We start from the raw sequence: 21,729 nt of genomic DNA on the forward strand, positions 1-21,729 counted from the left end.
CCTCAGCGCAGGAAGGACTCCAGCGCGTCGACCACGGCCTCCGGCTGCTCCTCGGGCAGGTAGTGCCCGCAGCCGGCGATCTCGGCCACCCGGACGTCGACGCCCTTGGAGGGCATCATGTCCCTCAGGTAGGCGTAGTTGCTCTCGTCGCCGCCCAGGGCGAGGAGCGGCGCCTCCACCTTCCCGTAGTCCCTCTCGTGCTCGATGTCGGTGTTGAAGGCGCGGTACCAGGCGTTGCCGGAGCGGATGGCGTCCGCCGTGGAGTAGGCGCGGCCGTAGACCTGCCGGGAGCGTTCGTCGATCGAGGCGGGGTCCTTGGCCGAGTGGTCGAAGAGCCAGTCGGAGAGCAGACGGTAGCGGCCCTCCAGCAACGCCTCCGGCAGGCCCTGCACCTGGTTGAGGGCGAACCACCACAGGTAGGAGCCGGACACGCTCGCCCGGTCGGGGCCGACGTACTGGTGCGGTCCGGGCAGGAGGGTGAAGGAGGACCAGTCCCCGTCCGGGTGGGGGACGTCCAGGAGGCAGACCCGGCCGGTCGCCTCCGGGAAGAGGGCTGCGTGGGCGTAGGCGACCATCGCGCCGATGTCGTGCCCCGCGATGTCGACGCGGGCCAGCCCGAGGTGTTCGGCGAGGGCGTGGACGTCGCGCGCCATGGTCCTCTTGTCGTAGCCCCCCTCGGGCCTGGCGGAGGAGCCCATGCCGCGCAGGTCCACGGCGATCACCCGCCGGCGGCGCGCCAGCGCGGGCATCACCTTGTTCCACTGCCACCAGGTCTGCGGCCAGCCGCCCAGCAGGATCAGGGGATCCCCGTCCCCGCCGCCGCCGGAGACGTAGTGCAGCCGGACGCCGTCGACGTCGGCGTGGCGGCTGGTGAAGCCGCCGTCGAGCGAGTGTGCGAGCGCGGTGTCGCTCAGGGGGTCGACCGTGGTCATGTGGGGGTCCTCTGTCCGGGGGCTGCGGCCGTCCTTTTGTACGAAAAAACCGTACAAACGAACTGTACGAGATCCTCGTATGGATGTGCGCCGGCTGTCAAGGCCCTCGGGCCGCTGTTCGTACGGTATTCCCGTACAGTGGTCGCATGGCAGGACTCCACCACCCCGACGCCGCCGACATCGAGCTCGTCGACGTGCTCGCCGCCCTGGGCCACCCCGTCCGGATGGAGGTCGCCCGCACACTCGCCGACGGCGAGGAGCGGTTCTGCGGCGAGGTCGTCCCCGAGATCCCGAAGTCGAGCATGACCCACCACCTGCGCGTGCTCCGGGAGAGCGGGGTCATCCGCCAGCGGCCCGACGGCCGCAGGCTCTACCTCGTCCTGCGCCGGACGGACGTCGACGGGCGCTTCCCCGGCCTGCTCGACATCCTCCTCGCCGCGCCCGCTCCGCGGCCGTCGCCGTGACCGCTCACCGGCCCGGCGGAACGGCGTCCCGCGCGTGGCCGTCTGTGGCCACGCGGCGGCGGCGCCGCGCATTGTTGCGGGGGACAGAACGGGCATAGCCTGACGGGCGTGGCACAGAACCAGTCTGACGACACCTCCACGGCCCCCGCCGGACCGCCCTCGCCGAAGGCGCGGATCGACGGCATCGACGCGGCCCGCGCCCTCGCCGTCTTCGGGATGTTCGTCGTCCACCTCGGGGTGGCCTCGATGGGTTTCCTGTCACCCGAGAACTACGCGTGGGACCTGCACGGCATCGTGCGGGGCAACTCCTCGGCGCTCTTCGCCCTCCTCGCCGGGGTCTCCCTGGCGCTCATGACCGGGCGCACCGTCCCCGCCGCCGGGGAACCGCTGCGCCGGGCGGTCGCGCGCATCCTCACCCGGGCCGTCCTCATCGGGCTCCTCGGCGCGGTCCTGGACGTCATGGCGGTGCCGATCGCGATCATCCTCACCTACTACGCCGGGTTCTTCCTGCTGGCTCTGCCGCTGGTGAAGCTGCGTTCGGGAGCGCTGTGGGCGGCGGCGGGCGCCCTGGCCGCCGTCGGACCGTTCCTGTCGTTCGCGCTGCGCGAGGCCTTCTTCCCCCCGCAGCTGCGGAGCGGCTCGGTGCCGACGCTCACGGAGTTCTTCCTGACCGGCTACTACCCGGCGGTCACCTTCATGGTCTACGTGGTCGCGGGCATGGCCGTCGGACGGCTCGACCTCACCGCCACCGCCGTCAGGGTGCGCCTGGCGGTCACGGGCGCGGCGCTGTCCGTGTTCGCCTACGGGGGGTCGTGGCTGGCACTCGGCCCCCTGGGCGGACTGGACCGGCTCGTCGCGGCCAGCGGCCCGGAGCTCACCGGCCTGACACCGGAGGCCGCCGCCGATCCGGCGGTGGCGGAGCAGGTGCGGTACGCGGTCACCGACCACGCGGAGTCGATCTCGGGGCAGGTCCCGACCGACACCTGGTGGTGGCTGGCGGTCAACACGCCGCACACCGGCACCACCTTCGAGATCGCCGAGGCGGTCGGCCAGGGCCTCCTCGTGCTCGTGGCCTGCCTGTTCCTGTGCGACCGGTTCCGGATCGCCATGTACCCGCTGACCTCGGTCGGCCGGATGCCGCTCACCGTCTACAGCGGGCACATCCTCGTCCTGGCGGTGGTCATCGGGGCCGCCGGATCCGCGTGGGCCTCCCCGTGGCTGCTGGAGTGGTTCGTCCTCGGAGCCCTCCTGTTCGCCACCCTCTGGAGGCTGCTCGTCGGCAGGGGGCCGGCCGAACTCCTCCTCGGCGAGGCGGCGAACGGGGCGGTCGCCCTCGTCGACGAGCGAAGACGGGCTAGCGGAGGCCGTCCCGGCGGGTGATGTTCGCGGAGGTGCGGTCCCGGTGGGCGAGGGAGTCGCTGCTGGTGCGGGAGTTCTGCCGGATGAGCCGCCGGGCGTCGTCGGCCGCGGAGCGCGCCGCCGACCGGCTCGCCACGGGCCGCTGGGACACCTCGGCGTCCTCGGGCAGGCCGATGTCCACCGGCAGACCCGCGCGGCTGATCACCCGGAGCTGGGCGCCCTCCTGCGACTGCGAGGGGCGGATGTCCCCGTCGGGGGTGCGCCACGCCCGCATGCGCTCGCGGAGCCAGTCGGTGCCCTGCCGCTCCGGACCGAGGGGCCAGGGCGCCCCGTCTGGGCGGTGGCCCAGGGCGTGGAGCACGTCGGAGACGGTCCACCCGGCGGAGAAGAAGCGCGCCGTCTCCTCGCGCAGGAACCGGAAGTCCACGCGGCGCAGCGACGGGTCCTCCCGGCGCAGGGTCTCGCAGGCGTCGTGGACGTCCCGGGGCGTGTGCCGGGGGCGGTGCATCGGGTCGGCCTCGGGCTTGCGCAGCAGCGCGTCGTCGACCGTCACGATCACCTCGCCGCGCCGGTTGTCCCAGATGCTCACGTCGTCGCGCGCCCACCTCTGGGACTCGACGAGGGCAGCCGCCATCCTGCGCAGGTCGACGCGGTCGTCGTCGGTGCTGATCCGGAACTCCGCCATGGGGCAAGCGTACGCCGACCCCGGCGGCGGCGTGTCAGGACCCGCCCCCGGCGGCGAGCGGCCGGACCATCACCAGCTGTATGCCGTCCGGCTCGGTGAAGAGGCGCCGACCGGTGAAGGAGAAACCGGCGGCCCCGTACACCCGAGCCGCCCGCCGGTTGGCCTCGTCGACGCACAGCACCAGCTCGGAGGCGTCCGGCGCGACCTCCGCCGCGAGCCGGTCCAGCAGCGGGGCCGAGCACGAGGCCCGGCCCACCCCCCTCCCCTCCCAGTCCGGGGCGACGTGGAAGGCGCGCAGCAGCACCGCGTGCGCGGGATCCGGCACCAGGTCGCGCGCGTGCACCGCCCGGTCCAGGACGCCGAAACCCGCGCAGGAGGCACGCGCCCCGGCCGCGTCCCGCACCGGTTCGGGCCCCGCCACGACCGCGAAGGGGGTGCGCGCCGGGTCGGCGTCGGCGAGGGGGAGCGTGGCCGCGGGCGCCCTCGCGTACCCGCGCCGTCCGGGCAGCGGACGGTGCTCCAGCACGGCCGCCCTGAGCAGGGCGGACTCGGCGGTTCCCCGGTCCAGGCGCACCAGGCGCAGCCCCGGGGGGCCGGGCCGCCGGGCGCCGGGCCGGTCTGCGGCGCCGTCCCCGTCCCCGTCCCCCGTGCGCGGACCGGTCCGCCCCGTCGTGTCCGCTGGTGCCACCGCTCGCTCCCGTCGACTCGGCCGGGCCCCTTCCGGAGCCCGGCGGGGGGCCGGAAGGGGCCAGTCTCGCACTCCGTCCGGGCGGCGCGGAGGAGTACCCCGGTCTAGACCGCGCAAGCCCCCGATGTCGGTGAGGTCCCGGCCCGAGTGTCCGTTTTCAGGGATTTTCCCACCCCGGTTGGAGGAAACCACCACCCGGGACACCGGCCCTGGTTGGAGGCTTCTCCAACCTTCGGCAATGCCCTCAGGGCGGATACTGACGGCCGCACCGCCCGGGGTTATGGTGACTGCCTGAGTGCCCGGCCCCGGGGGCGACCCCGGCCGGACGCCCGGGGAACGGGTCTTCGCGCACGCTTCCCCGAACCGCTTCCGCCGACCTCGGCGGGCGGACCGGCCAGCAACCCGATCGAGCAGTAGGTGCCCGTGCCCCACACCGCATTCGCGCCCGAGGCGACGACCAACCGCGCCCTCAGGGCGTTCCTGCACGGACTTCCGGGCGTGGACGAGGTCGGCGCGCGGTCCCGGGCCCAGGACCTGGCGACCCGGTCGATCAAGACCACCGCCAAGGCCAGGGCCGTCGACCTGGCCATCAGCATGGTCGACCTGACCACCCTGGAGGGGGCCGACACCGTCGGCAAGGTCCGGGCCCTGTGCGCCAAGGCCGCCAACCCCGACCCCTCGGACCGCACCGTGCCGCGCGTCGGCGCCGTGTGCGTCTACCCGGACATGGTCGCCACCGCCGTCGCGGCGCTGGGCGGCACCGGGATCGGGGTGGCCTCGGTGGCCACCGCCTTCCCGTCCGGCCGGGCCCCGATGGAGGTCAAGCTCGCCGACACCCGCCGCGCCGTCGCCGACGGCGCGAGCGAGATCGACATGGTCATCGACCGGGGGGCGTTCCTGTCCGGCGACTACCTCAAGGTCTTCGAGGAGATCGCCGCCGTCAAGGAGGCCTGCGGCGCCGCGCACCTCAAGGTCATCCTGGAGACCGGCGAACTCGTCACCTACGACAACGTCCGGCGCGCCTCGCACCTGGCGATCCGGGCCGGGGCCGACTTCGTCAAGACCTCCACCGGCAAGGTGTCCCCGGCCGCGACGCCGCCGGTCACCCTGGTGATGCTGGAGGCCGTCCGCGACCACCACGCCGACACCGGGCGGCGCGTGGGCGTCAAACCCGCCGGGGGCATCCGCACCACCAAGGACGCCATCCGCAACCTGGTCATGGTCAACGAGGTCGCCGGTCCCGACTGGCTGACCCCCGACCTGTTCCGGATCGGCGCCTCCAGCCTCCTCAACGACCTGCTCATGCAGCGCACCAGGCTGACCACCGGCACCTACCCGGGCCCCGACTACTACACGCTGGACTAGAGCCGTGATCTTCGAGTACGCGCCCGCACCGGAGTCCCGCTCCGTCGTCGCCCTGCGCGAGACCTACGACCTGTTCGTCGACGGAGGGTTCGCCCCCGCCGAGGGCGGGGAGTACCTCACCACCCTCAACCCCGCCGACGGGACCGGGCTCGCCCGGGTCGCCGTCGCCGGGCCCGCCGACGTCGACCGCGCCGTCGCCGCCGCCCGCCGCGCCCAGGAGACCGTGTGGGGCCGGATGAGCGGGGCCGAACGCGGCAAGTACCTGTTCCGCATCGCCCGCATCGTCCAGGAGCGCTCGCGCGAACTGGCCGTGCTGGAGTCGCTGGACAACGGCAAGCCCATCAAGGAGACCCGCGACGTCGACGTGCCGCTGGTCGCCGCGCACTTCTTCTACTACGCCGGGTGGGCCGACAAGCTCGCGCACGCGGGCCTCGGCCCGGACCCGAAGCCGCTCGGCGTCGCCGCGCAGGTCATCCCGTGGAACTTCCCGCTGCTCATGCTCGCGTGGAAGGTCGCCCCCGCCCTGGCCACCGGCAACACCGTGGTCCTCAAGCCGGCCGAGACCACCCCGCTCACCGCGATGGTCTTCGCGCAGATCTGCCAGGAGGCCGAACTGCCCCCGGGCGTGGTCAACATCCTGACCGGCGCGGGCGAGACCGGGCAGGCCCTGGTCGAGCACCCCGGCGCCGACAAGGTGGCCTTCACCGGCTCCACCGGGGTGGGGCGCCGGATCGCCCGCTCCGTCGCGGGCACCGGCAAGCGCCTCACCCTCGAACTGGGCGGCAAGGGCGCCAACATCGTCTACGACGACGCGGCGATCGACCAGGCCGTCGAGGGCGTCGTCTCGGGCATCTTCTTCAACCAGGGCCACGTGTGCTGCGCGGGCTCCCGGCTGCTGGTCCAGGAGTCGGTCGCCGAGGAGTTCCTCCCGCTGCTCAAGGCGCGGATCTCCAAGCTGCGCCTGGGCGACCCCCTGGACAAGAACACCGACATCGGGGCGATCAACTCCGCCGCCCAGCTGGAGCGGATCCGCGAGATCACCGACACCGGGGAGGCCGAGGGCGCCGAGCGCTGGTCGCCCGCCTGCGACCTGCCGGAGAACGGCTACTGGTTCGCCCCCACGGTCCTGACCGGCGTCAGCCAGGCCCACCGGGTCGCCCGCGAGGAGATCTTCGGGCCCGTCCTGTCCGTCCTGACCTTCCGTACCCCCGAGGAGGCGGTGGAGAAGGCCAACAACACCCCCTACGGCCTCTCCGCGGGCGTGTGGACCGAGAAGGGCTCCCGCATGCTGTGGACCGCCGAGCGCCTGCGCGCGGGCGTGGTCTGGTCCAACACGTTCAACAAGTTCGACCCCACCAGCCCCTTCGGCGGCTACAAGGAGTCGGGATACGGCCGCGAGGGCGGACGGCACGGATTGGAGGCCTACCTTGGCTGAGCGGCGGAGCACCGGCAAGGCCGGCAGGGGCGCGGCCGGGGCCGCCGAGGGCCGGGGAGGGAGCGCGGCCCCCGCGTCCGGCGTGCCCGCGCGCCTCGCGGTCCGCAAGACCTACAAGCTCTACGTGGGCGGGGCCTTCCCCCGCTCGGAGTCGGGCAGGAGCTACCCCGTGACCTCCTCGAACGGCGAACACCTGGCCAACGCCTCCCTCGCGTCGCGCAAGGACGCGCGCGACGCCGTCACCGCGGCCCGCAAGGCCTTCGGGGGCTGGTCGTCGCGCACCGCCTACAACCGGGGCCAGGTCCTGTACCGGGTCGCGGAGGTCCTGGAGGGCCGGCGGGGGCAGTTCGCCGCCCAGGCGGCGGCCGCGCAGGGGCTGTCCCGCGCGGACGCCGACCGGGTGGTCTCCGCCGCCGTCGACCGGTGGGTGTACTACGCCGGCTGGACCGACAAGTTCGCCCAGGTGCTCGGCGGCGCCAACCCCGTGGCCGGCCCCTTCTACAACCACTCGGCCCCCGAGCCGACCGGCGTGGTGGCCGTGTTCGCGCCCCAGGACGCGCCGCTGCTCGGCCTGACCTCCGTGATCGCGCCGGTGATCGCCACCGGCAACACGGCGGTGGTGGTCGCGTCCGAGACCGCGCCCCTGGCCGCCGTCGACCTGGCCGAGGTGCTCGCCACGTCCGACCTCCCCGGCGGGGTGGTCAACCTGCTGACCGGCAGGGTGGGCGAGATCGGACCGCACCTGGCCTCCCACGCCGACGTCAACGCCCTGGACCTCGCCGGCTCCGGGGAGCTGGCGGTCGAGTTCGAGCGGGCGGCGGCGACCACCCTCACCCGGGTGCTGCGGCCCCGGCCCGCGCCCGGCGGGGGCGAGGACGCCTGGCTCGACCCCGACCCGGGAACCTCGCGGATGACCCCCTTCCTGGAGACCAAGACGGTGTGGCACCCCGTCGGGGTGTAGAGAAGAGGGACCGGCGCCCCGGAGCGGGGCGCCGGAGCGGGGCGCCGGTCCGCGCGCGCAGGAGCGGCGGCGCCCACGGACCGGCGGACGGGTCGGACCGCCCCCGACCGGTCATGTCCCGCCCCCGCACACCGGGGCGACACCCCGCGCCGCCGGCGCGGCACGAACGAACGGAGAGCACCCAGTGACTCGCACACCCCAGGCCGCCGCAGAGGACGCCGCCGCGGAGCTGCGCTCGCGCACCGGCGTCGACGAGTACGACGTCGCCCTGGTCATGGGATCGGGGTGGGCGCCCGCCGCCGACCTGCTCGGCGACTCGGGGCACGAGCTGGCCGCCTCGGACCTGCCGGGCTTCCGGCCCCCCGCGGTGGAGGGGCACAGCGGCACGATCCGCAGCATCCGCGACGGCGGCCGCAGCGTGCTCGCCTTCCTGGGCCGCACCCACCTGTACGAGGGCCACGGCACGGACGCGGTCGTGCACGGCGTGCGCACGGCCGTGGCCGCCGGGGCCCGGACCGTCGTCCTGACCAACGCCGCGGGCGGCATCAACCCCGCCTACGCGGTGGGCTCCCCGGTGCTGATCGCCGACCACCTCAACATGACCGCGAGGTCGCCGCTCACCGGCGCCACCTTCGTGGACCTCACCGAGACCTACACCCCGGCCCTGCGCGAGCTGGCCCGCAGGGTGGACCCGGGCCTGCCCGAGGGCGTCTACGCGGCCATGCCCGGCCCGCACTTCGAGACCCCCGCCGAGATCCGCATGCTCCGCGCCATGGGAGCCGACCTGGTCGGCATGTCCACCGTCCTGGAGGCCATCGCCGCCCGCGAGGCGGGCGCCCAGGTCCTCGGTCTGTCGCTCGTCACCAACATCGCCGCCGGGCTGGAGGGCGCCAACCTCGACCACGAGGACGTGCTCGCCACGGGCCGGGAGTCCGCGGGCACCGTCGGCCGACTGCTCGCCGACATCGTCGCCGGGCTCTGAGGGAACGGGACCGATGACCGCCGACACCGCCGCCCTCGCCCGGGAGTGGCTCGCCCAGGACCCCGACCCCGCCACCCGCGAGGAGCTGCGGGGGCTGCTGGAGCGCGCCGGCAGGGGCGAGGCCGCCGCCCTGGCCGATCTCGCCGACCGCTTCGGCGCACGCCTGGAGTTCGGGACCGCCGGCCTGCGCGGAGCCCTGGGGGCGGGCCCCAACAGGATGAACCGCGTGGTGGTGATGCGGGCCGCGGCCGGCGTCGCCGCCTGGCTGCGGGGCCGGGGCGGGGCCGGGGCCCACGTGGTCGTCGGCTACGACGCCCGGCACCGGTCGGCGGACTTCGCCCGCGACAGCGCCGCCGTGCTCACCGGGGCCGGGCACCGGGTGTCCCTGATGCCCGGGCCGCTGCCCACCCCCGTGCTGGCGTTCGCCGTCCGGGACCTGGGGGCGGACGCCGGGATCATGGTGACCGCGAGCCACAACCCGCCGCAGGACAACGGCTACAAGGTGTACGCCGGCGGGACGGGGGACGACGCGGGGGCCCAGATCGTCTCCCCGGTGGACACCGAGATCTCCGCCGCCATCGACGCCGCGGGGCCGGTCGGCGACCTCCCCCTGGGGGAGGGGTGGACGGTGCTGGGGGAGGAGGCCGTGGACCGCTACCTGGCGGCGGTCACCGCGCTCGTCCCCCGGCGCGAGCGCGCGCTGGCCACCACCTACACCGCCATGCACGGGGTGGGCGGCAGGGTGCTCCTCGCCGCGATGGAGCGGGCCGGGTTCGCCCGCCCGTCCGTGGTCCGGGAGCAGTTCGACCCGGACCCCGACTTCCCGACCGTGGAGTTCCCCAACCCCGAGGAACCCGGTGCGATGGACCTGGCGACGGCGGCCGGCGCCGCCGACGGCGCCGACCTGGTCATCGCCAACGACCCGGACGCCGACCGGCTCGCGCTCGCCGTCCCCGGGCACGGCCTGCTCACCGGCAACGAGGTCGGGGGACTGCTCGCCGAGTACGTGCTGGACCACACCTCCGGGCCGGACCGCGTGGTGGCCACCTCGATCGTCTCGTCCAGCCTGCTGGGCAAGATCGCCGCCGACCGCGGCGTGCACTACGAGGAGACGCTGACGGGCTTCAAGTGGCTGGCCCGCGCGGGGGGTCCCGGGCAGCGGCGGGTCTTCGCCTTCGAGGAGGCCCTCGGCTACTGCGTGGGAGGGGACGGGGGCCGCCCGGTCGCCGACAAGGACGGGGTGGGAGCGGCCCTGGTGGCGGCGGCGCTCGCGGACGACGCGAAGAGGGGCGGCAGGTCCCTGGTCGACCTGCTCGACGACCAGGCCCGCCGGTACGGACTGCACCTGAGCGACCAGCTCTCGGTGCGGGTGGACGACCTGTCGGTCATCTCCGCGGCGATGCGGCGGCTGCGCGCCGAACCGCCCACCGCGTTCGGCCCCCTCGCGGTCGCGGGGGTCGACGACTTCGCCGGCGGACACGCGGGACTGCCGCCGACGGACGCACTGCGCTTCCGGCTGGAGGGCGGGGCGTGGGGACGCGTGACGTTGCGTCCCTCGGGGACCGAGCCCAAGCTGAAGGCGTACGCCGAGGTGGTGCTGGAGGTGGGGGACGACGTCGCGGCCATCCGCGCGCGTGGCTCGGACATGCTCGCCGAGCTGATGGCCTCGGTCGCCGGGGCGGTCAGGGGATGAGGGGCCTCACTCGCCGTCCGAGGGTTCCACGACCGGCCGGTGCACGACCTCGTCGATGACGGTGAGCGTCTGGGTGGACGTCACACCGGGAAGCGACTGCAGACGGGTCAGGATGAGGTCGCGCAGCTGGTTGGTGTTGGCCACGCGGACGAGGAGGACGATGTCCGCCGAGCCGACCACGTACCAGCAGTACTCGATCTCGGGGTACGAGGACAGGATCTCCCGGTTGGCCCGCCAGTCCGGCTGGCTGCCCGAGATGAGGACGAGCGCGGTGACGCCGAGCCCCATCTTGGAGTGGTCGGTCACCACGGAGTACCCGCGGATGACGCCCTCGTCGGTGAGCCGCTTGATGCGGTTGTAGGCCGTGGCTCGGGAGACGTTGGCCAGGGCGGCGATCTCGGTGATGCCTGTTCGCGCGTCCTTGGCGAGGGCGCTCAGGATCGTCTGGTCGGTCGTGTCCGGCCGCCGGCCGTTCCTGCGCTGGTCGCCCATGGCCATGTGGGTCTCCTCGTGTGCTCTTGTTCTCAGGATGGAGCCCCTTCCCTCTTCGTGGACCGGGGCTAACGAACTACCAGGTAAACGTTGTTTGCGTCCATCGGAGTCTCAGCCGGCGAGATGGCGTCCGGATGGGTGTCCGACCGGTCACCGGGAGGTGGCGTACCGGGGGGCGGGGGTGGGGGAACCGTCTCGGGAGATCCGGGGTGCGGGGCGCGTGTCGACGGGGAGTCCGACTGTACCCATGGTTGACGCGGGCGGCGGGCGGCGGGTTTCCCCGACCGGCGGGTAACCGCGCCGGCGTGTCCGGGCCGTGACGGGACTTCTTGCTCGGCGGCCGTTTCCGGCCTCATGTGTCGTGTCGTGGGGGGCGTTCCCTGGCTCGGTGGTCGGGCTGCTCCGAACGTACGCGCTCGGCGTCGAACACGCACCCCTGGTAGTCAACCGCGATGGTTCCGTGATGATAGGCCCTACCTCCGACTGAACCGAGGGGTTTTCGGGTGATGCTCCGGGGTTAGTGAGGGTTGGTGACAGTAAGCGCTGTATAGGTCACCATGTCGTTTTCGCAGGTGAACCAGGTCGTATGTTGGACATTCAGGAACGTGATGGCAGTCTTCGTCCTCTTTTGTTTCAATTATTCCTGGATATCTAGCGCAAGTGTCGAGTTGTCCGGAGAATCGCTGTAGAGGACAGACACCACCCGGTCCGGGCGCGCCACCACGCGCGGCGGGCCACGTTGGGAGCCGCTCGACATGCCCGCCCGCCGCTCACCATCGCCCCGGGGCCCGCTCCGGGGGAAGCACGGGGACACCCCCCTCGACGGAGGCACTGTGCGCCCAGGCCCGCCCGCCCACGCGCCGGCCGCACCCGGACCCATCAGCGTGGACCACCTCCATCCGGACCTCACCCGCGCCCTGTACCAGGACATGCGGACGGCGCGCGACCTCGACGCCGAGGCGGTCGCCCTCCAGCGCCAGGGCGTGTTCCCCGCCTACGTGTCCGTGCGGGGACAGGAGGCCGCCCAGGTCGCGAGCGCCACCGCGCTCGACCCCGAGCGCGACTTCGTCTTCCCGACCTACCGCGAGATGGCCTCCGCGCTGGCCTACGGCGTGGACATGGTCGGCTACATGGCGAGCCACCGCGCCCTGTGGCACGGCGGCCTCTACGACGTCATGGCCTCCCGGTTCGGCGCGGTCAACGCCGTGGTCGGCGGGCCCGTCCCCCACGCCGTCGGCTGGGCCGTGGGTGAGCGGCTGCGCGGCGGCGACGGGGTGGCCCTCTCCTACTTCGGCGACGGCGCCAGCTCCGAGGGCGACGTCCACGAGGCGATGAACTTCGCCGGGGTCTTCGGGGCGCCGGTCGTGTTCTTCTGCCAGAACAACCGGTGGGCGCTGTCGGTGCCCAACGAGCGCCAGATCGCCGGGGGCTCCGTCGCCGCGCGGGCCGAGGGCTACGGCATGCCCGGGGCCGTCGTCGACGGCAACGACGCGGGGGCCGTGTACGAGGCCACCGCCGAGGCGGTAGCCCGCGCCCGCTCCGGCGGGGGGCCGACGCTCATCGAGGCGCTCACCTACCGGGTGGAGCCGCACTCGACCTCCGACGACCCCGGCCGCTACCGGGAGGACACCGAGGCGGAGCACTGGCGGGTGCACCGCGACCCCGTCGCCCTGCTGCGCGCGGCCGTCCTCGCGGCCGGGCACGCCGACGAGGCCGACCTGGCCGAGGCCGACGCCGAGGCCGCCGGGCGCGCGGAGGAGATCCGCGACGGCGTGGCCGGGGCCCCGGAGCCCCACGGCTCCGAGCTCTTCACCCACGTCTTCCGGGAGACCACCGAGGAGCTGACCCGTCAGCACCGCACCTGGCAGGAAGAGGTCGAGCTGTGACCGAGCTGATCGAACGGGCCGGCGCCGGCCACGACGCCGCCGGAGCCCCGCCCGTCGAGCTGTCCATGCAGCAGGCCGTCAACCGCGCCCTGCGCACCCTGCTCGCCGAGGACCCGGACGTCCTGGTCTTCGGCGAGGACGTCGGCGCCCTCGGCGGGGTCTTCCGCGTCACCGACGGGCTCCAGCGGGAGTTCGGCGACAAGCGTGTCTTCGACACCCCCCTGGCCGAGTCCGCGATCATGGGGATGGCGGTGGGACTGGCGATGAACGGCTGGAGGCCCGTTCCCGAGCTCCAGTTCGACGGCTTCGCCTATCCGGCGATCGACCAGATCGTGAACCAGGTGGCGCGCATGAACTACCGGACGCGGGGATCGGCGCCGATGCCGATCACGCTCCGGCTGCCCTCCTTCGGCGGCATCCAGGCGCCCGAGCACCACGGGGAGAGCCTGGAGGCGCTCTTCGCGCACACCCCCGGGCTCAAGGTCGTCGCGCCCTCCGACCCGGCCGAGGCCTACACCCTGCTGCTCCAGTCGGTGCGCTCCGACGACCCCGTCGTCTTCATGGAGCCCAAGGCCCGCTACTGGGACCGCAGGCCCGTCCGGTTGCGCGAGCCCAGCGACCCCATCGGCACCAGCCGGGTGGTGCGCGAGGGCGGCCACGCCACCCTCGTCGCCTGGGGCGCCATGGTGCACAAGTGCCTCCAGGTGGCCGAACTGGCCGCCGAGGACGGGGTGGAGCTGGAGGTCCTGGACCTGCGCTGGCTCAAGCCCGTCGACACCGCGGGGCTCGCCGCGTCGGTGTCGCGCACCGGGCGCGCCGTAGTCGTGCACGAGGCGCCGCTGACCGCCGGGCTCGGGGCGGAGGTCGCCGCGCTCGTCACCGAGAACTGCTTCCGCGACCTGTCCGCGCCCGTCCAGCGCGTCACCGGGTTCGACGTGCCCTACCCGGCCGGGCCCCTGGAGGGCCAGTACCTGCCGACCATCGACCGCATCCTGCTCGCGGTCCAACGGACCCTGGAGTACTAGACAGACCATGGCAGAAGAGAGCATCACCTTCACCCTCCCCGACCTGGGAGAGGGGCTCGTCGAGGCGACGGTCCTGGAGTGGCAGGTCGCCGTCGGCGACGTCGTGGCGCGCAACGCCCCCCTCGTGGAGGTGGAGACGACCAAGTCGGCCGTCGTCATCCCCTCGCCCCGGGCCGGCCGGATCGCCGAACTGCACGCGGCGGAGGACCAGGTGGTCCCGGTGGGCGACCCCCTGGTGACCTTCGCGGTGGAGGCGGCGGACGAGGCGCCCCGGGCGGGCATCGTCGGCCGGGTCCCCCCGGAGGAGGCCCGGCCCGCCCGCCGGGTGCGCCTGAAGCCCCCGACGGCCTGACCCGCCGCCGCGCGGGCCGGCCGCCGGGGCCGTTGGGAGGTCCGCACGAACGGCGGCGCCCCGACGGGGGCGCCGTTCATAGGAATATCCGAAAGGGCCTCGGGCGGCCCGGCAAGTTCTTCAGAATTTAATGGAGTGGGGATTCATGTCCGCAAAACTCACCGGCGACGTGACAATGCGCTATGTGGATTTGCCTCCGAGTGCTCCGGCGGATGCGGTGCCGGTTCTTCTGCTGCACGGTTTCGGCACCGATTTCGACATGAATTGGCGTGCCACCGGGTGGACCCGGGCGCTGGAGTCCGCAGGGCTACGGGTGATCGGTCCGGATCTGCGCGGCCACGGTTCCAGTGACAAACCCGTGGAGGAGGCTTTCTACCTGCCCGAACACTTTGTCGCGGATCTCGTTTCCCTGCTCGACGAGTTGGGCGTGGAGAGGGTCGACGTGGTGGGCTACTCGATGGGTTCCCGCCTGGGGTGGGAACTGGCGCTGACCATGCGGGAACGGGTGAGGCGTGTGGCCCTGGGCGGTTTCGGACCCGTTAACGCCTTCGCCGGGACCGACCTGTCCGAGCTTGGTTCCGGCGACTCCCCGTTCGACCGCGTCTACCGCGCGGTCTCGGCCCTCCCCGGCAACGACACCGCGGCGCTCGCGGCGTGCGCGCGCGGTCAGGCCTCCCGCCCCTTCAGTGCCGACCCGCTGCTGAACGGCGTTCCGCTCCTGCTCGTCTCGGGGGAGCGGGACGCCGTCGCGGAGGGCGCCGCCGGGCTCGCCGGGCGCTGCGGCGGCGTGCACGTGGAGGTTCCCGGGCGCGACCACGGCAACGCCGTGTCCTCCCGCGCCTTCCGGCAGGCGGTCGTGGACTTCCTCCTCGCCTGAGGCGGCGCATACCGGTCTAGACCGGTATGTCCCCACGTGCTGGTGTGACAACGGGTGAACGCCGCGGAGCAATGCGTAGTAATACCCGCCGGGTCCGGGGAACGGGAGGTCAAAACCCGGAACACAAACCCGGCCGACCGCTTCCGGTGAGTGCTCGGTAACTTCCGGGTAAGACCCCGTTTCACTACGCTCTCGCCTTCATAACAACTCCGCCTGTTGGTTAGGTGTACTTTCGGCCACCGGATATTGTCCGACCGCAGAACTCAGTTCGGTCGTACGGAATGTGGGCCGCTGAGAGGGCGAAGGGGAGAGTTACCAGTGAAGCGCAGCAACGCAGTCAAGTTCGCCGCGGTGGCGGCGGCGGGTGTGCTGGCCCTCACCGCGTGCGACAGTGCAGCGGAGGAGGCCGACGGTTCCGGCGACGGCGGCGAGGGGGACTCGGCCGACGTGCGCGTCGGCCTGGCCTACGACGTCGGCGGCCGCGGCGACCGCTCGTTCAACGACTCCGCCTACCGCGGCCTCGAGCAGGCCGCCGAGGAGCTCGGCGTCGAGACCCAGGACTTCGAGCCCTCCGACGGAGAGGCCGACTCCGCCAAGGAGGAGCGCCTGGCGACCATGGCCGACGAGGGCTACGACCTGGTCATCGCCGTCGGGTTCGCCTACGACGGGGCCGTCCGGGCCGTCGCGCCCGAGTACCCGGACGTGCACTTCGCCATCGTCGACTCCGAGATCGAGGACGTCGACAACGTCACCAGCCTGGTCTTCGCCGAGGAGCAGGCCTCCTTCCTGGCCGGCGCCGCCGCCGCCCTGACCTCCGAGGAGGACCACGTCGGCTTCGTGGGCGGCGTCGAGACCCCGCTGATCCACAAGTTCGAGGCCGGCTACGTCGCGGGCGCCGAGCACGTCACCGAGGACATCACGGTCGAGGTCGACTACCTCAGCCAGCCGCCGGACTTCAGCGGCTTCAGCGACCCGGCCAAGGGGCGCGAGCTGGCCCAGGCCCAGTACGACCGCGGCGCGGACGTGATCTACCACGCCGCCGGCGCCTCCGGCAACGGCGTCCTGGAGTCCGCGGTGGAGAACGACTTCACCTTCATCGGCGTGGACAGCGACCAGTACGAGAACGCCGAGGACAACCAGAAGCCGTACGTGCTCACCTCCGCCATCAAGCAGGTGGACGTCGCCGTGTTCGAGCTCATCAGCAGCACGGTGGAGGGCACCCCCGAGGGCGGCATCCAGCGCTTCGAGCTGGCCGACGGCGGTGTGGACTACACGACCTCCAACGAAGAGGCGATCAGCCCCATCCAGGAGGAGCTGGACGCGATCAAGCAGCAGATCATCGACGGCGAGATCGAGGTCCCGACCGCGCCGTAGGCCGCGCCCTCCGGGCGTGTCCCGCGGATACCGCCGCTCGCGTAGCAGGATGGGTGTCCGGGGGCCGCGCCCCGCGCGGAGCCGCCGCGGGTTGGACCCACGGCGGCCGCATCCAAGGGCGGTACCGGACCGGGGGAGTCCCCCGGTCCGGTACCGCCCCGGTTGCCGTTCCGCGACGGTGGCGCCCGCCGGGAGCCCCCGGCCCGGCGGTCCGCGCCACGCCGCACGTTCACGAGGAGACAGATGAGCAGCACGCCATCGGGCAACGGGGCCCCGGCGCCCCCCGCCGTTGAGCTGCGCGGGATCACCAAGCGTTTTCCCGGGGTCGTGGCCAACCACGACATCGACATCACCGTGGCCCCGGGCACCGTGCACGCCATCGTCGGCGAGAACGGTGCCGGGAAGTCCACGCTGATGAAGACCCTGTACGGCATGCACCGGCCGGACGAGGGACAGATCTACGTCAGGGGCGCGGAGGTCCGGCTCAACTCGCCCTCCGACGCCATCAGGCACGGCATCGGCATGGTGCACCAGCACTTCATGCTCGCCGACAACCTGACCGTGCTGGAAAACGTGGTGCTCGGCGCCGAACGCCGCTTCGGCATCGGCAACCGCGCCCGCGCGCACATCCGGGAGCTCTCCTCCCAGTACGGGCTCGGGGTCGACCCCGACCGGCTCATGGAGGACCTGGGCGTCGGGGAGCGCCAGCGGGTGGAGATCCTCAAGGTGCTCTACCGGGGCGCCCGGACGATCATCCTCGACGAGCCCACCGCGGTCCTGGTCCCGCAGGAGGTCGACGAGCTGTTCGACAACCTGCGCGAGCTCAAGCGCGAGGGCCTCACCGTCATCTTCATCTCGCACAAGCTGGACGAGGTGCTCTCCGTCGCCGACGAGATCACCGTGATCCGGCGGGGAACCACCGTGGCCACGGCCGACCCGGGCACCACCACCGCCCGGGAACTGGCCACGCTGATGGTGGGCGGCGAGCTCCCCGTCCCCGAGCTGCGCGAGTCGACCGTCACCGACAACGTCGTCCTGGCCCTGGACGGGGTCACCGTCAGCTCCGCCGACGGCCGCGCCGTCGTCGACGGCGTCACCGTGGACATCCGCGAGGGCGAGATCGTCGGCATCGCCGGCGTCGAGGGCAACGGCCAGTCGGAGCTGATCGAGGCCATCATGGGCATGCGCCCGCTGACCTCGGGGACGATCTCCCTGGGCACGGACGACATCACGTCCTGGTCCACGCTGCGCATCCGCGAGGCGGGGGTCGGCTACATCCCCGAGGACCGGCACCGGCACGGCGTGCTGCTGGAGTCCCCCCTGTGGGAGAACCGGATCCTCGGCCACCAGACCAAGGCGCCCAGCGTGCGCGGCCCCTGGATCGACAGGGCCGGGGCGCGCGCCGACTCCGAGCGCATCGTCGCCGAGTACGACGTGCGCACCCCCAACATCGACGTGATCGCCGACGCCCTGTCCGGCGGCAACCAGCAGAAGTTCATCATCGGCCGGGAGATGAGCGGCTCCCCGCGCTTCCTGGTGGCCGCCCACCCCACCCGCGGTGTGGACGTCGGCGCCCAGGCCGCCATCTGGGAGCAGCTGCGCGACGCCCGCGCGGCCGGCCTGGCGGTGCTGCTGGTCTCCGCCGACCTGGACGAGCTGATCGGCATGTCCGACACCCTGCACGTGATCCTGCGCGGCCGACTGGTCGCGCAGGCCGACCCGACCACCGTCACACCCGAACAGCTGGGCTCCGCCATGACCGGGGCCGGGCTGGGCGGGGGCGACGCGAGCACAGAAGGTGACAGCGGTGCTGACGGTGCCGACCGAAACGGGAACGAGGGCGGATCATGAGTAGGATTCCCCGCCCCGACAGGACCCTGCCCGCCCCGGCCGCGGCGGCCGTCGCCGTCGTCCTCGGCGTCGGGGTCACCGCCGCCCTCGATCTCGCGCTGCTGTGGTGGGCCGCGCTGATCATCGGCGTCGCGGCGGCCTTCGCCTTCGTGGCCTGGTCCGGACCGCTGGTCCCGGACGAGCGCAGGGCCGGCGCCGACGGCACGAAGGAGCAGGGCACCACGATCCACACGACCCTGGTCGTGCCGACCGCGCTGGTGCTGGCGTTGGCCTCCGGGCTGCTGTCCGCCTGGTTCCTGGACCTGTCCCTGATCGAGCCGGTCGCCGCCGCCCTGGGCGCGCTCGTCGGCTCTGCCGTGGCGTTCACGCTGTTCCACCGGCTGTCCGCCATGCTCGCGCTGTCCTTCGCCGCGGTCCTCGCCGCCGGGGTCATCGCGATCGGCGTCACGGCCGCCGTCCTCTTCTTCAGCGGCATCTCGCCGCTGCCCACCTTCGCGCGGATGATCGAGTACGGCACCAGGCCCAACAGCCTGGTCAAGATCATCAACGACGGCACCACCTACTACCTGGCCGCCGTGGCCGTGGCGATCGGCTTCAAGATGAAGCTGTTCAACATCGGCGTGGACGGGCAGTACCGGCTCGCGGCCCTGCTCGCGGCCGCCGTCGGCGGCTACGTGGTCCTGCCCCCGGTGCTCAGCCAGATCGTCGTCATCGCCACGGCCGTCGCCGTCGGCGGCGCGTGGGCGGGCATCGCGGGGTACCTCAAGGTGGCCAGGGGCGTCTCCGAGGTGATCTCCACGATCATGCTCAACGCCATCGCCACCGGCATCACCGCCTACCTGCTCAGCACCGACCGCCTCGCGGTGGAGATCAGCACCAACAACATCGGCACCCCGCCGATGCCCGAGTCCTCGTGGGTGCCCGGCATCCCGGCGGGCTTCCTCGGCTCCGAGCAGGAGATCTTCGGCTTCGTCCTCCTCGCGGTCGCCGTGGGCATCGGCTACTGGGTGATGCTCAACCGCACCCGCTTCGGGTTCGAGCTGCGGGCCACCGGCCAGTCGCAGTCGGCCGCCGAGGCCAGCGGCGTCAACGTCAAGAAGATGGTGTTCCTGTCCATGCTCTTCTCGGGCATGGTCGCCGGGCTGGTCGGCCTGCCCCAGCTGCTGGGCAGCTCGCACTACTACGCCCTGGACTTCCCGACCGGCATCGGCTTCATCGGCATCGCCATCGCGCTGCTGGGCCGCAACCACCCGGTCGGCATCGTCTTCGCCGCCCTCTTCTGGTCGTTCCTCAACCAGGCGGCGGGCATCCTGCCCTTCGACGGGATCCCCCAGGAGATCGCGGTCATCTCCCAGGCCACCATCGTGCTCACCGTCGTCGTGGTCTACGAGGTCGTGCACCGCTGGGGCCGCCGCTACCAGCAGCAGCAGATCGGCAACCAGCTCGGCACCACCGCCGAGTCCACCACTGAACCCGCGCAGGCCGTGCCCTCCGGCACGGCGCCCGAGGACGGGTCCGCCGACGGCGGGGGCGACACGGCCCCCGGCTCCGACGGCAAGCGCGGCGGGGAGGCCCAGTGAGCCAGGAACTCAACGTGATGGAACCGGTCAAGGCGCCGCCCAGGCCGGGAGGCTGGTCGCGCTGGCGCTTCCTCACCCTGTTCGGCGCGGTGCTGGTGTCCCTGGCGGGGCTGCGCGTCATCACCGGCCAGGACATGCTCACCGACGCGGGCACCATCCGCACCACCATCACCTTCGCGGTGCCCATCGGCCTGGCGGCCCTGGGCGGACTGTGGGCCGAGCGGGCGGGCGTCATCAACATCGGCCTCGAAGGCATGATGATCCTGGGCACCTGGTTCGGCGCCTACTTCGCCTGGTCGACCGACAACCCGTGGATGGGCCTGCTGGCCGGTGTCCTGGCCGGCATGGCCGGGGGGCTGCTGCACGCCGTGGCGACGGTCACCTTCGCGGTCGACCACATCGTGTCCGGCGTGGCCATCAACATCCTCATGCTCGGCGCGATGCGCTACCTGTCGATCCTGGTCTACTCCGACGTGCCCGGCGCGGGAGCCGCGCAGTCGCCGACCACGCCGCCGTTCCCGGTGTGGAACCTCCCGTTCGTCGCCGACGCGCTCGCGCCCGTGGCGGGCAGCGGGATCTTCGTGGTCAGCGACCTGGCATCGCTGGTGATCGGCCTGACCACCCGCATGTCGGCCCTGACGTTCATCGCGATCATGATGATCCCGGTGACCTACCTCGTGCTGTGGCGGACCACCTTCGGCCTGCGGCTGCGCTCGGTGGGCGAGAACCCCGACGCCGCCGAGTCCCTCGGCGTGCCGGTGTACAGCCTCAAGTACGTCGCCGTGGTCGTCTCCGGCGGGCTCGCCGGCATGGGCGGGGTGTTCCTGGCCATCGTGGCGTCGCAGATCTACCAGGAGGGGCAGACCGGCGGCCGCGGCTACATCGGCCTGGCCGCCATGATCTTCGGCAACTGGCGCCCGGGAGGCCTCGCCATGGGCGCGGGCCTGTTCGGCTACACCGACGCCCTCCAGATCCGCGGCGGCGGTGCCGCGATCCACGCCCTGCTGCTGCTCCTGGCGGTGGCGCTGCTCGCGGTGGCGGTCTGGCAGGTGCGCAAGGACCGCAAGGGCCTGGCGGTCGCCGCCGTGCTCACCGGCGTCCTGCTGCTGCTCTGGTACCTCTCGACCGACTCCCTGCCGCGCGAGCTGGCCACCTACAGCCCGCACATCGCGACGCTCCTGGTGCTCTCGCTGGCCTCCCAGAGGCTCCGGCCCCCCGCCGGGGTCGGCAAGCAGTGGAGGGCGAGCCGGTCATGAGCCACACACCGACGGCCGGTACGCCCGGCGCGGACACGGTGGACTGGGAGGCGCTGCGGGCCGCCGCCCGCGAGGCCATGTCGCACGCCTACGCGCCCTACTCGAACTACCCGGTGGGAGCGGCGGCCCTGGTCGACGACGGCCGGGTGGTCAGCGGCTGCAACGTGGAGAACGCCTCGTACGGCGTCGGACTGTGCGCCGAGTGCGGGCTCGTCAGCGCCCTGCACGCCTCCGGGGGAGGGCGCCTGACGGCGTTCGCCTGCGTGGACGGGCGGGGCGGCGTCCTCATGCCGTGCGGCCGCTGCCGGCAGCTCCTGTTCGAGCACGGCGGGCCGCACCTGCTCGTGGACACCCCGGAGGGGATCCTGTCCATGGACCGGATCCTGCCGCAGGCCTTCGGTCCGGACAACCTCGCATAGCCGGCGCCCGCCGTCTCCCCGGTCCCCGCCGACCCGGCGGCGGCCGGGGAGAC

20 protein-coding genes are annotated in these 21,729 nt (G+C 72.9%); 16 read left to right on the forward strand and 4 right to left on the reverse strand.

Annotated features, from left to right (window positions below; translation table 11 throughout):
* Nucleotides 1-2 precede the first annotated feature (2 nt).
* Complete coding sequence (locus ACQPYD_RS07825; protein ID WP_433700390.1) at nt 3-932, reverse strand: alpha/beta fold hydrolase; 930 nt, start codon at nt 930-932, stop codon at nt 3-5.
* 146 nt (nt 933-1,078) lie between these two features.
* On the opposite strand from ACQPYD_RS07825, the gene ACQPYD_RS07830 reads away from it, so the two are divergent.
* Nucleotides 1,079-1,396, forward strand: a complete 318-nt coding sequence (locus ACQPYD_RS07830) for an ArsR/SmtB family transcription factor (RefSeq protein ID WP_433700391.1) — start codon at nt 1,079-1,081, stop codon at nt 1,394-1,396.
* A 108-nt stretch (nt 1,397-1,504) separates the two neighbouring features.
* On the forward strand, nt 1,505-2,776 hold the full coding sequence (locus ACQPYD_RS07835) for a heparan-alpha-glucosaminide N-acetyltransferase domain-containing protein (protein ID WP_433700392.1): 1,272 nt from the start codon (nt 1,505-1,507) through the stop codon (nt 2,774-2,776).
* Here ACQPYD_RS07835 and ACQPYD_RS07840 read toward each other — a convergent pair.
* Both ACQPYD_RS07840 and ACQPYD_RS07845 read right to left on the reverse strand, forming a co-directional pair.
* The gene (locus tag ACQPYD_RS07840; protein WP_344179845.1) at nt 2,751-3,440 is read right to left on the reverse strand and encodes a hypothetical protein; all 690 of its coding nucleotides are present in this window, start codon (nt 3,438-3,440) and stop codon (nt 2,751-2,753) included. The genes ACQPYD_RS07835 and ACQPYD_RS07840 overlap by 26 nt on opposite strands.
* A 34-nt stretch (nt 3,441-3,474) precedes the next feature.
* Entirely contained in the window at nt 3,475-4,128 is a 654-nt protein-coding gene (locus ACQPYD_RS07845; protein ID WP_433700393.1) for a GNAT family N-acetyltransferase, read from the reverse strand.
* A 417-nt stretch (nt 4,129-4,545) separates the two neighbouring features.
* Here ACQPYD_RS07845 and deoC point away from each other — a divergent pair, with 417 nt between their 5' ends.
* From deoC to ACQPYD_RS07870, 5 genes are all read left to right on the forward strand, one after another.
* Nucleotides 4,546-5,493, forward strand: coding sequence for a deoxyribose-phosphate aldolase (deoC, locus tag ACQPYD_RS07850; RefSeq protein ID WP_433700394.1), 948 nt, complete (start codon nt 4,546-4,548; stop codon nt 5,491-5,493).
* A gap of 4 nt (nt 5,494-5,497) precedes the next feature.
* Nucleotides 5,498-6,928, forward strand: coding sequence for an aldehyde dehydrogenase family protein (locus ACQPYD_RS07855; RefSeq protein ID WP_433700395.1), 1,431 nt, complete (start codon nt 5,498-5,500; stop codon nt 6,926-6,928).
* The gene (locus tag ACQPYD_RS07860) at nt 6,921-7,889 is read left to right on the forward strand and encodes an aldehyde dehydrogenase family protein (RefSeq protein WP_433700396.1); all 969 of its coding nucleotides are present in this window, start codon (nt 6,921-6,923) and stop codon (nt 7,887-7,889) included. The genes ACQPYD_RS07855 and ACQPYD_RS07860 overlap by 8 nt, the downstream gene beginning before the upstream one ends.
* Nucleotides 7,890-8,073: 184 nt before the next feature.
* Nucleotides 8,074-8,871 (forward strand): purine-nucleoside phosphorylase, encoded by a 798-nt coding sequence (locus ACQPYD_RS07865; protein WP_433700397.1) that lies wholly within the window; start codon nt 8,074-8,076, stop codon nt 8,869-8,871.
* A 13-nt stretch (nt 8,872-8,884) separates the two neighbouring features.
* Nucleotides 8,885-10,564, forward strand: a complete 1,680-nt coding sequence (locus ACQPYD_RS07870) for a phospho-sugar mutase (protein WP_433700398.1) — start codon at nt 8,885-8,887, stop codon at nt 10,562-10,564.
* Nucleotides 10,565-10,570: 6 nt separating this feature from the next.
* Here ACQPYD_RS07870 and ACQPYD_RS07875 read toward each other — a convergent pair whose 3' ends face one another.
* Nucleotides 10,571-11,062: an Lrp/AsnC family transcriptional regulator gene (locus tag ACQPYD_RS07875; RefSeq protein WP_267948797.1), complete on the reverse strand. Its 492-nt coding sequence runs from the start codon at nt 11,060-11,062 to the stop codon at nt 10,571-10,573.
* A gap of 878 nt (nt 11,063-11,940) precedes the next feature.
* Here ACQPYD_RS07875 and ACQPYD_RS07880 point away from each other — a divergent pair.
* From ACQPYD_RS07880 to ACQPYD_RS07920, 9 genes are all read left to right on the forward strand, one after another.
* Nucleotides 11,941-12,942 (forward strand): thiamine pyrophosphate-dependent dehydrogenase E1 component subunit alpha, encoded by a 1,002-nt coding sequence (locus tag ACQPYD_RS07880; protein ID WP_433700399.1) that lies wholly within the window; start codon nt 11,941-11,943, stop codon nt 12,940-12,942.
* Entirely contained in the window at nt 12,939-13,967 is a 1,029-nt protein-coding gene (locus tag ACQPYD_RS07885) for an alpha-ketoacid dehydrogenase subunit beta (RefSeq protein ID WP_433700400.1), read from the forward strand. The genes ACQPYD_RS07880 and ACQPYD_RS07885 overlap by 4 nt, the downstream gene beginning before the upstream one ends.
* Nucleotides 13,968-13,974: 7 nt before the next feature.
* Nucleotides 13,975-14,319: a biotin/lipoyl-containing protein gene (locus ACQPYD_RS07890; RefSeq protein ID WP_433700401.1), complete on the forward strand. Its 345-nt coding sequence runs from the start codon at nt 13,975-13,977 to the stop codon at nt 14,317-14,319.
* A gap of 145 nt (nt 14,320-14,464) precedes the next feature.
* Nucleotides 14,465-15,196: an alpha/beta fold hydrolase gene (locus ACQPYD_RS07895; RefSeq protein ID WP_433700402.1), complete on the forward strand. Its 732-nt coding sequence runs from the start codon at nt 14,465-14,467 to the stop codon at nt 15,194-15,196.
* A gap of 318 nt (nt 15,197-15,514) precedes the next feature.
* A complete protein-coding gene (locus ACQPYD_RS07900; RefSeq protein WP_433700403.1) occupies nt 15,515-16,570 on the forward strand; it encodes a BMP family lipoprotein in 1,056 nt (351 codons plus the stop codon).
* A gap of 243 nt (nt 16,571-16,813) precedes the next feature.
* Nucleotides 16,814-18,421 carry an ABC transporter ATP-binding protein gene (locus ACQPYD_RS07905; protein ID WP_433700404.1) on the forward strand — a complete coding sequence of 536 codons (1,608 nt, stop codon included), beginning with the start codon at nt 16,814-16,816 and terminating at the stop codon, nt 18,419-18,421.
* Nucleotides 18,418-20,001, forward strand: a complete 1,584-nt coding sequence (locus ACQPYD_RS07910) for an ABC transporter permease (protein WP_433700405.1) — start codon at nt 18,418-18,420, stop codon at nt 19,999-20,001. The genes ACQPYD_RS07905 and ACQPYD_RS07910 overlap by 4 nt, the downstream gene beginning before the upstream one ends.
* Nucleotides 19,998-21,257 (forward strand): ABC transporter permease, encoded by a 1,260-nt coding sequence (locus ACQPYD_RS07915; RefSeq protein ID WP_433700406.1) that lies wholly within the window; start codon nt 19,998-20,000, stop codon nt 21,255-21,257. The genes ACQPYD_RS07910 and ACQPYD_RS07915 overlap by 4 nt, the downstream gene beginning before the upstream one ends.
* Nucleotides 21,236-21,676: a cytidine deaminase gene (locus ACQPYD_RS07920; protein WP_433700407.1), complete on the forward strand. Its 441-nt coding sequence runs from the start codon at nt 21,236-21,238 to the stop codon at nt 21,674-21,676. Before ACQPYD_RS07915 ends, ACQPYD_RS07920 begins: the two co-directional genes overlap by 22 nt.
* Nucleotides 21,677-21,729: the final 53 nt, after the last annotated feature.

Origin of the sequence: Nocardiopsis sp. CA-288880, assembly GCF_050955985.1 — a bacterium.
Classification (GTDB): Bacteria; Actinomycetota; Actinomycetes; order Streptosporangiales; family Streptosporangiaceae; genus Nocardiopsis; species Nocardiopsis tropica.

Coding starts and splice junctions, on each gene's coding strand:
- ACQPYD_RS07825 (WP_433700390.1), bottom strand. CDS start 932: ATGACCACGGTCGACCCCCTGAGCGACACCGCGCTCGCACACTCGCTC.
- ACQPYD_RS07830 (WP_433700391.1), top strand. CDS start 1,079: ATGGCAGGACTCCACCACCCCGACGCCGCCGACATCGAGCTCGTCGAC.
- ACQPYD_RS07840 (WP_344179845.1), bottom strand. CDS start 3,440: ATGGCGGAGTTCCGGATCAGCACCGACGACGACCGCGTCGACCTGCGC.
- ACQPYD_RS07870 (WP_433700398.1), top strand. CDS start 8,885: ATGACCGCCGACACCGCCGCCCTCGCCCGGGAGTGGCTCGCCCAGGAC.
- ACQPYD_RS07875 (WP_267948797.1), bottom strand. CDS start 11,062: ATGGCCATGGGCGACCAGCGCAGGAACGGCCGGCGGCCGGACACGACC.
- ACQPYD_RS07890 (WP_433700401.1), top strand. CDS start 13,975: ATGGCAGAAGAGAGCATCACCTTCACCCTCCCCGACCTGGGAGAGGGG.
- ACQPYD_RS07895 (WP_433700402.1), top strand. CDS start 14,465: ATGTCCGCAAAACTCACCGGCGACGTGACAATGCGCTATGTGGATTTG.
- ACQPYD_RS07905 (WP_433700404.1), top strand. CDS start 16,814: ATGAGCAGCACGCCATCGGGCAACGGGGCCCCGGCGCCCCCCGCCGTT.
- ACQPYD_RS07910 (WP_433700405.1), top strand. CDS start 18,418: ATGAGTAGGATTCCCCGCCCCGACAGGACCCTGCCCGCCCCGGCCGCG.